This window comes from Ktedonobacter sp. SOSP1-85 (genome assembly GCF_016587415.1).
Taxonomy (GTDB): domain Bacteria; phylum Chloroflexota; class Ktedonobacteria; order Ktedonobacterales; family Ktedonobacteraceae; genus Ktedonobacter.
The window spans coordinates 1,447,227-1,460,520 of record NZ_BNJI01000001.1 but is presented as its reverse complement, the minus strand read 5'-3'; the positions used below and the strand labels follow the sequence as shown (position 1 = coordinate 1,460,520).

Below are 13,294 nucleotides of genomic sequence, written 5' to 3'. Positions count from 1 at the left end.
CCGCTCTCGCGGCTAGCGCTAGCGCGCTCAGGTTTTCGAGAGGTAGTTAGCGTGTGTACAAAGAATTTTCGTCAATATAGCCGTGGGTAAGGTCGCAGCCCCAGGCTGTGGCCTCGCCGTTGCCCAGGTGCAGGTCGATGGTAATCAGAACCTCGTCACCGGCCATGGCCGCGTGTGCCTGGTCCTGGTCATAATCTATCGCCATGCCTTTAGCGGCGATCTGGGTCTCGCCAATAAAGATATCAAAGGCATTCTGGTTAAACTCGCAGCCGCTGGAGCCAGCCGCAGCCGCAATACGACCCCAGTTGGGATCGCCACCCGCCAGCGCGCACTGCCAGAGCGGTGACCTGGTCAGGGAGCGTGCCGCCAGGACCGCGTCAGCCTTATCACGTGCGCCGCGTACGTGGATGGTTTGCAGCTTGGTCGCCCCCTCGCCATCACGCGCCATCTCGCGTGCCAGGTAGCGTGTAATGTAGCGTAATGCCTGGCGGAAAGTCTCCGCGTCGGGATGTTGCGCGTTGAGTGGGGTATTGCCGGCCAGGCCGTTGGCGAAGATCAAACACGTATCGTTGGTCGACATGTCGCCGTCCACTGAGACCATGTTATAGCTATCGTTGACCGCGTCTCGCAGCTCCTGTTGCAGCCATGCGCGTTCTACCGCCACGTCGGTAGTCAGGTAGCTCAGCATAGTTGCCATATTGGGGCGAATCATGCCTGCTCCCTTGGTGACGCCACCCAGGCGAACGGCCTGGCCCTCGATCTCGAACTCAAGCGCGAGGCGCTTAGGGCGAGTATCGGTGGTCATGATCGCCTCGGCAAAGGCGTCGCCGTATTCGCGGCCCAACTCGATCTGTGGGATGCCTGCTTCAAGCTTCTCCATAGGCAATTGGCGTCCAATGATGCCTGTTGAGGAGCAGAAGATAAGTTCTGGGGCGAGTCCGAGTTTGGTCGCGGCAAGTTCAGTCATACGATAGGCATTGTGTAAGCCTTGCTCGCCCGTGGCGCAGTTGGCATTGCCGCTGTTGACGACAACTGCCTGCCCCTGGCCGTCTTGTAAGCGCTCCTGGCAGAGCAAGACGGGCGCTGCGCGCAGGCTGTGGGTCGTAAAGACACCAGCAACAGTGCAGGGAACATCTGAGACAAGGATCGCAAGGTCCTTAATGCCAGCGTCAGACTTGATACCACAAGCGGTCGTACCGGCGCGGAAGCCCTGGGGAGCAGTAACGCAGTGATCAATTTCATGAAATAGTTCTGCCACGAAAGCATCTCCTTCTACTGAAGAACATTGTTGACCTGAGATGGGTGCTGTTTGGGCTCCATGCCAGGTCTGAATTCAAGGCTGTCAGAAAAAAGGGGCATAGTTGTCCCTGGGAGGTGTCGACAGCAAGAAATGCGCGGAGGGCCAGTGTATAAATCCTGGCGTGCAGTCGTGGTCTGGGTAGAATGCGCCTGTGTGTTGTTTCCCACCGTGTGAAACTCCTTCAAATGTGGACTAACTTCCTGGAAGGAACTGAGAGCCAATGGCTTTCCTCTGTTGCCCCTTCCGTAAACAGTTGAAGGGACGAGAGTAAAAGGAAAGGCTCCTTTTCACACCCGTGGTGCCACCCTACTTGTCTTTCGCTTCGAAGCGGCAAAAAGCTACGATGGAGAAGCTTCCTGCCCTACGTCGTTGTAGCGAAGATGAAAGACCACTTTTTCTGGTTCTCTGCTGCGTGGTAACCAGCCACCCAACCTACTTATTCCCTGTAACGGAGCCGCATTACCGGCATGATACAGGCAATTTTCTTCGGTCAGCCGCTCGCGAAGGCGTTCGAGAAGTGCATCTCCGTTCCGAACTTCCACTCTATTTCGGATCGCTGTTGGCCGCTACTTCTGTACTTTTTTCGTTCAGCGCGGGACAGGCTTGTTGTCTTTATTGACAACCTACTAATTTATGATATCAGGCTGGGATATGTAATGTCAATGGAAAACGTGTATGTAGGGTGCCGTGTTTTGCAAACGTCAGCTTTCGCGCCTGCGGCGCTCAAGAGTAAATGGTCGTGGCGTGAGACACGACCATTTACTCTTAGGGGGCATAAGCCCCAGCCACCTACTATATGAGAGGTTTGTTAATATATGTCGGGTTTCTCGCCGTTGAGGGGGAGGCGAGGGGTGATGAGCGGCATCTCCAGGTGAGTGGAAGGTAGCTCCTCCGGTATGCCTGCGAGAATGGAGGGGGTATCATACTGACCTTCGTTGATTGGCTGGTTGAAGAGTGACTCGAAGAGTGGTCCCTCCAGAGTCTCCTCCTTGATCAGGCGCTCACTAATCATGATAAGGCGCGTCTTGTTTTGTTGCAAGATGGTTTGAGCTCTGCCAAAGGCCTCGTGGATGATGCGATGAATCTCCTCATCGACCTCGCGTGCCGTTTGCTCGCTATAGTTGCGCTGCTCGCCAAAGTCGCGCCCGAGGAAGACAAGCTCGTCTTTATGTCCAAGCGCCATGGGGCCGATGCGATTACTCATGCCATACTCGGTGACCATGGAGCGGGCGATCTTAGTAACGCGCTCAATATCGTTGGAGGCCCCGGTTGTGACCGCGCCAAAGATAAGGAACTCGGCGACATGACCACCCAGAGCATAGGCCAGCATATCTTCAAACTGGGGCTTGCTCCAGAGATAACGGTCCTCGGTGGGGAGGAGCATCGTGAAGCCGCCTGCCTGGCCGCGGGCCACAATCGAGACTTTATGGACCGGGTCGCAGTTGGGCAGCATACGCGCGACGAGGGCATGTCCAACCTCGTGATAGGCGGTGATTGCTTTCTCGCGTTCGCTAATAATACGACTCTTGCGTGCTGGACCCGCCACGACGCGGTCGGTGGCCTCCTCTAGCTCGCTCATGCCAACGCGGTGCCTATTGCGGCGCGCAGCCAGGATCGCGGCCTCATTGAGGACATTGGCCAGGTCGGCGCCAGAGAAGCCGGGCGTCTGACGTGCGAGGGTCTCCAGAGAGATGTCGTTCTCCAGGGGCTTACCTTTGGCGTGAACCTGGAGGATCGCGATACGTCCGCGAATATCGGGGCGATCAAGCACGATCTGGCGGTCGAAGCGTCCAGGGCGCAGGAGCGCGGGATCAAGCACGTCGGGGCGATTGGTCGCGGCAATCACGATCACGTTAGTGTTATTATCAAAGCCGTCCATCTCGACCAGGATCTGGTTGAGCGTCTGCTCGCGCTCATCGTGAGAGCCACCCAGGCCCGCGCCACGCTGGCGACCAACGGCGTCGATCTCATCGACGAAAACAATGCAGGGGCTATTGCGCTTGGCCTGCTCAAAGAGGTCACGCACGCGGCTGGCGCCGACACCAACAAACATTTCTACAAATTCTGATCCACTAATACTGAAAAAGGGGACGCCTGCTTCTCCTGCGACGGCGCGAGAGATGAGCGTTTTGCCTGTACCTGGAGGGCCAACCAGTAAGAGGCCTTTGGGAATGCGTGCGCCAAGGGCGGCGAACTTCTCGGGATATTTGAGGAATTCTACGATTTCTTGAAGTTCTTGCTTGGCCTCCTCCACGCCTGCGACATCGGTAAAGGTGACCGAGGGCTTATTGCCCATAAACATCCTGGCCCGGCTTTTACCAAATGACATGGTCTGGTTATTGCTTCCCTGGGCCTGGCGAATGAGCACAAAAAATAGGACGGCGAGGATCAGGAAAGGGATCAGCCCTACCAGGCTCCCCAGCCAGTTCCAGACCTGGCTCGGCGTTTCATAGCGCAGGAGTAAAAGGCGATTGTTGACATAGTCAATGCCATTATCTTTGAGTACGCGAGTGGCATCGAAGCTCTCATTAATACTGGCCGTCTCCCTTGGCGCATCTGGTTGGGTGCCACGAATGAGCGTGAGGGTGTTGCTATCGACGCTCAGCGTATCCGTCTGATTTTTCGCGATGTCTTCTTTGACGTGTTGGAGTATCGTTGAGACATTAACCGTTTTGCTTCCGGTTTGTGGTCGAAGGATGATAAGGCCCAGGAGGAAAATCGCTATAATCGCCAGAAGCCAGAGAATACCCGTTCTGAGCCATCTCCTGTTACTTGGCATTCAGGCGCCTCTCTCTAGTATGTATCGGAAGATAAGCAATCAACGAACTACCTCTCTACTTCTATCGATAAGCAAATGATGTTACCGAATATATAATGATTGTCTCTTGTGTGCTTTATTATAACACACACGGTTATCGATCTCGTGCAGTACATCTTTTATAAAGGCTGTGACTCTGGGTAGTAGTTCTGGCTCGATATACTTTGCCGCCTCTTTTTTGCCTCGGGTGGTCGCCACACGAAAACCGATGCGTCCCGCTAGTGCGTCAATATGGCGCATTTCTCGATCAGGTATTGCTGCTCCTTTCGTCGCAGGTCGTGGACTGTGTACGATAGGCAGCGCCCGGTGTGAGACCTATGTCCGGTGCCAGGCCGAGGCAAGCACCAGTCCAGTGACCGAGTGAGCGCCAGCGGCGAAGAGCGGACGCGCGCATGCATCCAGGGTTGTACCTGTCGTACAAACATCATCAATGATAAGAATTTTACGGTTCGCGACGCCTGGGGTTGCAGCCGTAGAGACATAGAGAAATGCTCCCATCACATTCTGCTGGCGTGACCTGCCTGTAAGGGAGACCTGGGCCTGCGTTGGCCGCTGGCGAATCAGTTCTTCATTTACAGGAACGCCGGTCAAGCGGGAGCAGACGCGTGCCAGCAGGAGGGCCTGATTGAAGCCACGCAGACGCTGGCGTGCCGGATGGAGCGGGACAGGAAGCAAGACATCGGCCTCTAGTTGAAAGCGTTGATACGTCTGGGCCAGTAAGGCCCCCAGATGCTCGGCCAGGCGTGTCTCTCCATCATATTTCAATGTTTTGATGCAGGAGCGCAGTGGATCGGCATAGGGGCCAAAGGCATAAATGTCATGTATATGTCCCCGGGGTGGATAGAGCAGGCAGGCGTTCGGCCCTCCTCGCTGTGTGCAGAGGGGGCAGGGAGGAAGTGTTGGTAAGGCCTGGGCCTGAAGCCGGGCCTGGCAGCGTGGACAGAGAACGTGTCCAGGCTGCTGGCAGGAGGCGCAACGCGGAGGAAAGAGCAAATCCAGCCCCTCTCGCCCAAGCGTCTTCAACGTCGCAAGCAGGGGGGAAGCACATGAGAAGGGTGTAGGCATCGTATTCCACCTCCAACATCCAATACCATCATCTTTTTTAATCAAAACGTCTTTTGGGACTCTTTTTTATTACAGTACTATGTATTCGACGAAGAATGAGCTCAGTTTTCGCTGATCGCTATGGTAAAAGAGGAATGGCATCTATGCTCTAAGGAGGAATCACGTGAGGTACGCTGTGACGTATCGTCTCACTCATCCAGCTTACTTTCCTACGACCTCGATGGCGCAGATCGAGGCGCATACGCATGCCGAATTAGAGCGTAAACTTGCCAAAATCGTTTCCAAGTGGAAAGGGCTGGGATATAAGATTCGTGTGACGGGCGTGCGGCAGGAAGAGCGGACACTTGAGTAGACACGTCGATGGTGTGGTGCAGCAACCGCGTACGCAAGTAGCGGCTACTGCACCACATCGCTTATTTAGGCTTCGACCGTCTGCTCTTCCGCCGTTTTGCGCATGGTGGGGAAGAGAATAACGTCACGAATGGACTCCTGGTCCGCCATGAGCATGGCGAGGCGGTCAACGCCGATGCCGACACCGCCCGTGGGAGGCATGCCGATCTCAAGCGCCTCCAGGAAGTCTTCGTCCAGTACCTGGGCCTCCTCGTCGCCCTGGCTCTTCTGCTTCATTTGATCTTCAAAGCGCGCGCGCTGATCCAGGGGATCATTGAGCTCTGTGAAGGAGTTGCCAGTCTCCAGGCCGCCGATGAATGGCTGGAAGCGCTCCACCAGGCCGCTATGGGTGCGGTGGCGTTTGGTGAGCGGCGAGACATCTAGTGGATAGTCAATCAAGAAGATGGCCTGTTTTAGTTCTGGAATGCCCTTACGGAACATCTCGCCTTTCAGATCATCGATGAGGCGACCCCGGCCCAGTTTGGGATCCACGATATAGCCTTTGGCGTGCATCTCGGCGCCCAGGCTCTCGCGGTCGGGGAAGGCATTGACGTCGATGCCTGTGTATTTGTGGATGGCCTCTAGCAGGGGAATACGTGGCCAGGGGGGCGTCAGGTCAATCTCGGTTCCCTGATAAGTGACGCGGGTTGTGCCTTTTACCTCTTGCGCGATGTAGGCGATCATCTCCTCTACCAGCTTCATCATATCGTTGTAGTCCGCGTAGGCCTGGTAGCACTCCATCATGGTGAATTCGGGGTTATGGCTGCGATCAATACCCTCATTGCGGAAGTTGCGCCCGATCTCATAGACGCGTTCAAAGCCACCTACGATCAGGCGTTTGAGGTAGAGTTCAACCGCGATACGCAGGTAGAGGTCGCGGTCAAGCGTGTTGTGATGCGTGATAAATGGGCGAGCCGTGGCGCCACCATAGAGGGGCTGTAAGATTGGCGTCTCAAACTCCAGGTAGCCCTGGCTCTCCAGGAAGCGGCGCATGGCGCTGATCACCCGGCTACGGGTCTCGAAGACTGTTTTGACCTCCTCACCATTGGCGATGAGATCGAGATAACGTTTGCGCTGGCGAAGCTCTTTGTCTTCAAGCCCATGATATTTCTCTGGCAAAGGCTGCAAACCCTTGCCAATGACGCGCCAGCCTTTCACATGGAGGGTGCGCTCTCCGGTGCGCGTCACAAAGAGGAAGCCTCGTGCTTCGATAAAATCGCCCAGGTCAAGCAGTTTAAGAACGCGATAGCTCTCCTCACCCAGGTCGTTAATGCGGAAGTAGACCTGGAGTGCGCCGGTGCCGTCCTCAATCTTAGCGAAGGCGGCTTTTCCCATTTCGCGTAGGAGGCGCACGCGACCGACGAGGGCGAAATCTCCCTCGGGTCCAGCGTACTGGTCAAAGTGGGTGAGCACATTTTCAATGGTATGGGTACGCTCTACGCTATTGGGATAGGGGTTGATACCCTGCTCCCGCAGGGCGTTGAGGCGTTGGATGCGTATCTCCCTTTCTTCTGGCATGCTTTCTTCTTTCCCTTCAACATCTTCTGATCCGAAAACCCTGAGCGCGCTTGTCCCCGAATGGGGGTTGGGTTTCGGAATAAGATCCATAGTATTCCAGCGTGTATCGGTAGCATGCTTGCTCCACACAGCCATTATAGCGCGCATAGGCGATCATCTGAGGATAAGGTCGATGTGTGAGAGCGAGGCATGGATAGCTCGAGGTGCTGACCTTCTTAGACGAAAACCAACCCCCATTTGGGGGCACGGCGGCGCCACTCACATAGCTAGTGCTTCCCCCATTCGGGGACAAGCGCGCTCAGGTTTTCGAAAGGTAGTAAATCTCGTGTATTGTATCATTGTTTGTTGTTACTGAATAGTAGAAGCAGAAAAAAATCCCTTGAGGACTCGTATGGGAATGTTGCACGAGCCATCAAGGGATGAGCAATTGTTTTTAGGGGATAACCAGGGGCTGATCTGGGTTTATAATCGTATGATGGTTGGGGTGGCGCGTGAAGCTTTATTCAATGCGCGAAATCGTGTACTCTTTGACCCCGCCTGGCGTTGAGACGATGACATGATCACCGGCCTTGTGCCCGAGCAATGCTCTTCCGACGGGCGACTCGTTAGAAATACGCCCGGCACTGGGACTGGCTTCAAAGGCGCCGACGATGGTATAGCAGTAATCGCGTCCTTCACTCGATCTCAGATGGACGATTGAGCCGAGGGAGACTTCATCGGTGCGTGCATTGTTGATGAGCTTGGCCCTGGTGACCAGGTGTTCTAGCTCCAGGATGCGTGATTCCAGCAGCGCCTGCTCTTTTTTGGCATCATCATAAGCCGCGTTGTCGATGACATCGCCAGATTCCTTGGCATCGTGAAGGTACTGTGCAACCTTTGCACGGCCCTCGGTGCGCAAATTTTCCAGCTGACTTAAAGCACGCTGTAGACCATCATTTGTGAGGAATACGTCCTGTGTCTCCATCTTTTTTTCCCCTCATGTCTACGGTTAAGGAACTCCCTTAACCAGGTATCAGCACTCATCTGGAAGCGTATATCCTACATCTCCCCAGCTAATGCTGACCAGTTCACCCGAATGACTGCGAAGCAACAGAGCTCCCCCGTCATCCACGTCCTCAGCAACGCCGCTGAGGGTACGATCTCCCTGGCGTACCGTTATGGTACGTCCCAGGGTTGACAACTGGCTACGCCAGGTCTCGCGTAGCAATTGAGCCATAGACAGTTGAGAGCCCACGGTATCTCTCTCCTCTTGAAGGGGGAGATAGTAGCGCTCGATAGCGTGAAGCATGGCCGCAATGAGCCGTTCTCGACTCACCGGGTAACCACATGCCTCTTCCAATGTGGTCGCTCGCGCAACTGTTTTGCCGGCTGGCTGCTCGCTCTCCTGAGCGTTTTGAACGGAGCTTGCGCTCTGTTCACGATGGATATCTATCAGGTGTGCAATGGGATCGATGTGACCCTTCACATTGACACCTATTCCGATGATGGCAACCAGGTGACCAGATTGATCATGGCTGGTCTCGATGAGAATGCCAGCAACTTTTTGGTCGCCAATCAGAACATCGTTTGGCCATTTGATGGTAGCTTGTATGTTGCAGGTAGCCTGAATCGCTTCAACCAGCGCCAGGGGGGCTAGCATCATGAGCAAGTAGGGTGGAAAGTGCGGGCGGAGGATGGTAGAGGAGAGAATATTACATCCCTCGACATCTGCCCAGCTACGACCGAGACGACCTCTGCCAGCAGTTTGTTGCTCCGTGAGAACTACTGTGCCTTCTGCTATCCCTTCACGGGCAAATTGCATTGCCCTTGTATTGGTTGAATCAATAACGGGTATATAGATTACGTGATCGCCTTTGCCGAAGTTGTGAGTCTCTAACAGCTCTTGCAGTGCCTCGAGATTGAGGCGATCAAAAACGGCGTGTGCTTGTTGTCTCTCCAAAGTTTCCGCGTCCGCTTCTCTCTATCTACCTATCTACCTTTGTGTTGACATAACCTTGTGGGTTATTCGACAAGCCCGCTTCTATCGACTGAGCTGTTCCATGTCTCTTGAAGAGACGGGCTGGGGTAATAACTATAGGGTGTCATCCTACAATGCGAGGGTCTGAGATCCCCCTACCTTCAAATGAAGGTAAACCAGGCGCGACACGAAGGTGCCTCTGCGCTAGCAGGAGATGAGGCAGGTAGGTAGAAATGTCGTTCATTCCTGCCAGTGGTTGCTCACAACCCATTTCTCATATACGCTCGAAAAAAAGAGGAATGCTCATGGGCGATGCCTCTTTCCCTGAGAGGGGGTGTGGACCGTGAACGGTCATATAGCCAGTCGATTTGCTAGTGAATTACACTCACCATCTCTCAATGGAAAGTATTGTACCAGAGGATTTTAAGCGCTGTCAAGATTTTTCTGAAAACTCACTCATAACGAGGATGAGCTTGATTGGCTGAGTCGGCATGAGAAGTACGTTTAGTAGCGGCATCCTGATGTGAATTTTTCGTGAATTCAACCGGGCTTTTCTTTACAAGATTTTAACTTAAGCGGATGAGTATAGTAGGTGCCGTGGTATGCTGAGAAGGAATGGCACCGCGGCATCGAGAAAGGATGAGTTATGACCATCGAGCGTACCACGCATCCATATATTATACGCAATACCGCCATTTATGCCGGCGAGCCAATTATTGAGGGAACACGTACAACCGTTCGCCATGTCATTCTGCTGTTTCAAAGCGGACAGGATCCAGAGGAGATCGCTGATAGTCAGCATTTGAGCCTGGCCCAGGTCTATGACGCCATCAGTTATTTTTATGATCACGAAGAAGAGATTCGGCACTACATTTCACATGGCGAATAGTGGACAGAAGGGCCGTGGCAGCCTGTACCCGTTCACATATTTGCGCGCGTCACTTCTATGTTATACACTATACTCTGTATAGTAGCGTAAAAATGGTAGGGGGCCTGTTACAAGGGGAGGGACAACGCTACATCGCTCGATCTTCCACATCGTTTACTTATCCATGTTCATTGTCTGTGTCAGGCACATCTCTCAAAGAGAGTAGCTTATAGCCCCTGGATATCAACAGGGCTGTATGCATTGTGTGCCTGCATGGGAAGGCAAAGGGGCCTGTCGAAGACGCCGATTGTCTGCTGGTTCAGATCTGTCTGTCTCCGTTTCTTGCGACGTCACGGTGTTAACTAGTAGCACATATCCCCGGACTACAGGTAATGCCTATCCGGAAACCTGAACGCGAAGCGTTAGTCGCGAGAGCGACGTTGGTTTCTGAATAAGAGGGTAGTTAGACGAGTTGCAAAAGGAGGACTTGCGGATGAAACAACAGCAATATGTAGATCTGCTGGTTGATGCCCTCCTGGATGAGGGTTTTACATTGGATGAATCATTAAAGTTGATTCAATTGCAGGAAAAGTACGAAGAGCAGATACTAATTGAAGAAACAAATCATCACCGTTTTGTGCGCTGGTTAGTGGAACACGGGCGTTTGAGTGATTGGTAACAACTTGCGACGAGTTTTAAGCATGTTGTACAATAAAAAGAGCGGAGCAGATGGGACGGCGTGGCTATGCTACGCCGTCCTTCCTTCATAATTTCTTCTTTAAATCGAATAACGTTACACTTTTTTTGTTGGTCTGTGAAGGCAACCGGGAGAGTTGCCTTTGGCAAGGGAGGCCTCTATGAAAGCGGTTGTAATGGCCGGGGGAGAAGGATCGAGGCTGCGACCATTGACGATTCAACGTCCCAAGCCTATGGTACCGATTGCTGGGAAACCAGTGATGGAGCATATTCTGAATTTGTTGAAGCGTCATGGTATTACCGAGGTCGTTGTTACGGTTCAGTATCTGGCGAGCAATATAGAAGACTACTTTGGAAACGGTTCTCAGTTTGGTATGCGTATCACCTATTCGCGTGAGAATGAGCCGCTGGGAACCGCTGGTAGTGTGAAGAACGCCGAGGACCAGTTAACAGAGCCGTTTCTGGTGATCAGTGGCGATGCCTTGACTGATTACGACCTGACGGAAGTCATTAAGTACCACAACGAGAAAAAGTCTCTGGCAACGCTTCTGCTTGCGCATGTGCACAATCCCCTTGAATACGGTGTCATCATTACCAATGAGGACGGGCACATTACCCAGTTTCTGGAGAAGCCGAGTTGGGGCGAGGTCTTTAGCGATACAATCAATACGGGCATCTATGTCCTCGACCCCAAGATTTTCACCTACTTCGAGAAGAATAAGCAGTTTGACTTTAGCCAGGAACTCTTCCCCATGATGCTCAAGCAGGGCGATCCCATTTATGGATACGTCGCCCCCAAGGGCTACTGGTGCGATGTTGGTAACCTGAGCGAATATATGCGCGCGAACGCGGAAGCCTTGCAGGGCCTGGTCGACATCGATATTCCCGCGAAAAATATTGGCGGCAATATCTGGTGTGAGGAGGGGGTTGAGATCGCTTCCGATGCCCAGCTCTATGGACCAATCTACCTGGCGCATGAGTGTAAGGTGAAGCCAGGGGCTATTATTCATGGCCCAAGCACAATTGGGCATTATTCCATCATTGATGAGCGCGCCCAGGTGGATCGCAGCATCGTCTGGAACAACTCCTACATTGGTGAACGCTCTGAACTGCGTGGCGCCATTGTTGGTTCCTCGACCAGCGTCAAAGGGAAGGCTGTCATGTTTGAGGGGTCGGTCATCGGCGACAACTCAAGCATTCAGGAAGGCGCGATTATTCAGCCAAATGTGAAGATCTGGCCGGATAAAGAGATTGAGGCCGGGGCGGTGATCAATACCAGCATTATCTGGGGATCACAGGGACGCCGCAGCCTCTTTAGCCGCCATGGTGTGACCGGGTTGGTCAATATCGATATCACGCCTGAGTTCGCGACTCGCCTTGGCGCGGCCTATGGCGCGACCCTGCCTCGCGGTTCAGTCGTTGGCCTCAATCGGGACGATCACCGTACTTCGCGTATGATCAAGCGCGGCATCAATGCGGGCCTTCCCTCGGCGGGCGTTGATGTCAATGACATCAACCAGGTTCCTCTGCCAGTGGCGCGCTACTTTATTCGCAATACCGATGCGGTTGGCGGTGTTCACGTTCGGGTCTCACCCTATGATCCACGCGCGGTAGATATCAAGCTTTTCGATCAGAATGGCCTCGATATCAATAAGACGACCGAGCGCAAGATTGAGAATCTCTTCTTCCGCGAGGACTATCGCCGTGTCTACCTGGACGAAATCGGCGCTATTGAGGTTCTCAGCAATGCCGAGGTCACTGGTCGCTACCTTGAGGGCTTTAACAGTATTGTGGATTACGAGGCTGTGCGCAAGCGCAAATTCCAGCTTGTGGTGGATTACGCGCATAGTAGCACTATACAGCTCTTGCCCCAGATTTTCGATAAACTGGGCTGTGAAGTAATCGTGCTCAACACCACCGCCGATGATTTGAGCACCGGTCCCGTGGATGACGAGGGACGTAGTATGCAGCGCCTGGCTGCTGTGACCTCGGCCCTGAACACGGACATGGGCATTCGTATTGACGCGGGTGGTGAGCGTATCTCGCTCGTCGATGATCGCGGTCGTGTGCTGGATGGGATGAAGATGCTGGCGGTCATGGCCAGTCTCTACCTGCGCGCCCATCGTGGTGGAACGGTTGCCGTACCTGTGACGGCGCCCAGTGCCTTGCAGCATATTGCCAAGCGTTATGATGGTTACATTCAGCACACCAAGGTGCTCTCACACGCTTTGATGACGGCGGCCAGCCGTGAGGGTGTAGTGATGGTTGGTGATGGCCGGGGCGGATTTGTCTTCCCTGCGCTTCAGCCTGCCTTTGATGGTATGCTGGCGATTGCCAAGCTGCTCGAACTGCTCTCTACCTTTGATATGCGCCTCTCCGAGGTTGTAGATGATCTGCCGTCGTACTACATGAGCACGACGCACGTCACCTGTCCCTGGGAGCATAAGGGTAAGGTCATGCGTATCTTGAGCGAGCAGTATCGTGAGCGCCGCGCCAAGCCCATTGATGGCATTAAGATTGACCTGGGAAGCGAGTGGGTCCTGGTCCTGCCGGATGCGGATAACCCCCTCTTCCATGTTGTTGCCGAGTCGGTCTCATCTGAGCAGGCTCAGGCCCTGGCGGAGAAGTACGCGCGGGTCGTTACCGGTCTTCAGCAGTAGCCATACATGTTTTTGATAGAGG

At 53.8% G+C, this 13,294-nt stretch carries 10 protein-coding genes; 4 read left to right on the top strand and 6 right to left on the bottom strand.

Annotation, left to right across the window (positions count from 1 at the left end; genetic code table 11):
* Window positions 1–46: 46 nt before the first annotated feature.
* The 3 genes from argJ to KTE_RS06265 all read right to left on the bottom strand — a co-directional run bounded on the left by argJ (window position 47) and on the right by KTE_RS06265 (window position 5,183).
* Complete coding sequence (gene argJ / locus KTE_RS06275; protein WP_201379597.1) at window positions 47–1,258, bottom strand: bifunctional glutamate N-acetyltransferase/amino-acid acetyltransferase ArgJ; 1,212 nt, start codon at window positions 1,256–1,258, stop codon at window positions 47–49.
* Window positions 1,259–2,108: 850 nt separating this feature from the next.
* Window positions 2,109–4,079 (bottom strand): ATP-dependent zinc metalloprotease FtsH, encoded by a 1,971-nt coding sequence (gene ftsH / locus KTE_RS06270; protein ID WP_201379595.1) that lies wholly within the window; start codon window positions 4,077–4,079, stop codon window positions 2,109–2,111.
* 354 nt (window positions 4,080–4,433) lie between these two features.
* Window positions 4,434–5,183, bottom strand: a complete 750-nt coding sequence (locus KTE_RS06265; protein ID WP_201379593.1) for a ComF family protein — start codon at window positions 5,181–5,183, stop codon at window positions 4,434–4,436.
* 163 nt (window positions 5,184–5,346) lie between these two features.
* Between KTE_RS06265 and KTE_RS06260 the strand changes: the two genes are divergently transcribed.
* Window positions 5,347–5,535: a hypothetical protein gene (locus KTE_RS06260; RefSeq protein ID WP_007906175.1), complete on the top strand. Its 189-nt coding sequence runs from the start codon at window positions 5,347–5,349 to the stop codon at window positions 5,533–5,535.
* A gap of 65 nt (window positions 5,536–5,600) precedes the next feature.
* Here the strand turns inward: KTE_RS06260 and lysS are convergent, their stop codons facing one another.
* The 3 genes from lysS to KTE_RS06245 all read right to left on the bottom strand — a co-directional run bounded on the left by lysS (window position 5,601) and on the right by KTE_RS06245 (window position 9,030).
* Window positions 5,601–7,091, bottom strand: a complete 1,491-nt coding sequence (gene lysS / locus KTE_RS06255) for a lysine--tRNA ligase (protein WP_201379591.1) — start codon at window positions 7,089–7,091, stop codon at window positions 5,601–5,603.
* 499 nt (window positions 7,092–7,590) lie between these two features.
* Entirely contained in the window at window positions 7,591–8,055 is a 465-nt protein-coding gene (locus tag KTE_RS06250) for a transcription elongation factor GreA (RefSeq protein ID WP_201371496.1), read from the bottom strand.
* A gap of 48 nt (window positions 8,056–8,103) precedes the next feature.
* On the bottom strand, window positions 8,104–9,030 hold the full coding sequence (locus KTE_RS06245) for a biotin--[acetyl-CoA-carboxylase] ligase (RefSeq protein ID WP_201379589.1): 927 nt from the start codon (window positions 9,028–9,030) through the stop codon (window positions 8,104–8,106).
* A gap of 664 nt (window positions 9,031–9,694) precedes the next feature.
* Between KTE_RS06245 and KTE_RS06240 the strand changes: the two genes are divergently transcribed.
* The 3 genes from KTE_RS06240 to KTE_RS06230 all read left to right on the top strand — a co-directional run bounded on the left by KTE_RS06240 (window position 9,695) and on the right by KTE_RS06230 (window position 13,272).
* The gene (locus KTE_RS06240) at window positions 9,695–9,937 is read left to right on the top strand and encodes a DUF433 domain-containing protein (RefSeq protein WP_007906169.1); all 243 of its coding nucleotides are present in this window, start codon (window positions 9,695–9,697) and stop codon (window positions 9,935–9,937) included.
* 472 nt (window positions 9,938–10,409) lie between these two features.
* On the top strand, window positions 10,410–10,595 hold the full coding sequence (locus KTE_RS06235; RefSeq protein WP_007906167.1) for a hypothetical protein: 186 nt from the start codon (window positions 10,410–10,412) through the stop codon (window positions 10,593–10,595).
* 178 nt (window positions 10,596–10,773) lie between these two features.
* Window positions 10,774–13,272, top strand: a complete 2,499-nt coding sequence (locus tag KTE_RS06230; protein ID WP_201379587.1) for a mannose-1-phosphate guanyltransferase — start codon at window positions 10,774–10,776, stop codon at window positions 13,270–13,272.
* The last annotated feature ends 22 nt before the right edge of the window (window positions 13,273–13,294 follow it).

Coding starts and splice junctions, on each gene's coding strand:
- ftsH (WP_201379595.1), bottom strand. CDS start 4,079: ATGCCAAGTAACAGGAGATGGCTCAGAACGGGTATTCTCTGGCTTCTG.
- KTE_RS06265 (WP_201379593.1), bottom strand. CDS start 5,183: ATGCCTACACCCTTCTCATGTGCTTCCCCCCTGCTTGCGACGTTGAAG.
- lysS (WP_201379591.1), bottom strand. CDS start 7,091: ATGCCAGAAGAAAGGGAGATACGCATCCAACGCCTCAACGCCCTGCGG.
- KTE_RS06250 (WP_201371496.1), bottom strand. CDS start 8,055: ATGGAGACACAGGACGTATTCCTCACAAATGATGGTCTACAGCGTGCT.
- KTE_RS06240 (WP_007906169.1), top strand. CDS start 9,695: ATGACCATCGAGCGTACCACGCATCCATATATTATACGCAATACCGCC.
- KTE_RS06235 (WP_007906167.1), top strand. CDS start 10,410: ATGAAACAACAGCAATATGTAGATCTGCTGGTTGATGCCCTCCTGGAT.
- KTE_RS06230 (WP_201379587.1), top strand. CDS start 10,774: ATGAAAGCGGTTGTAATGGCCGGGGGAGAAGGATCGAGGCTGCGACCA.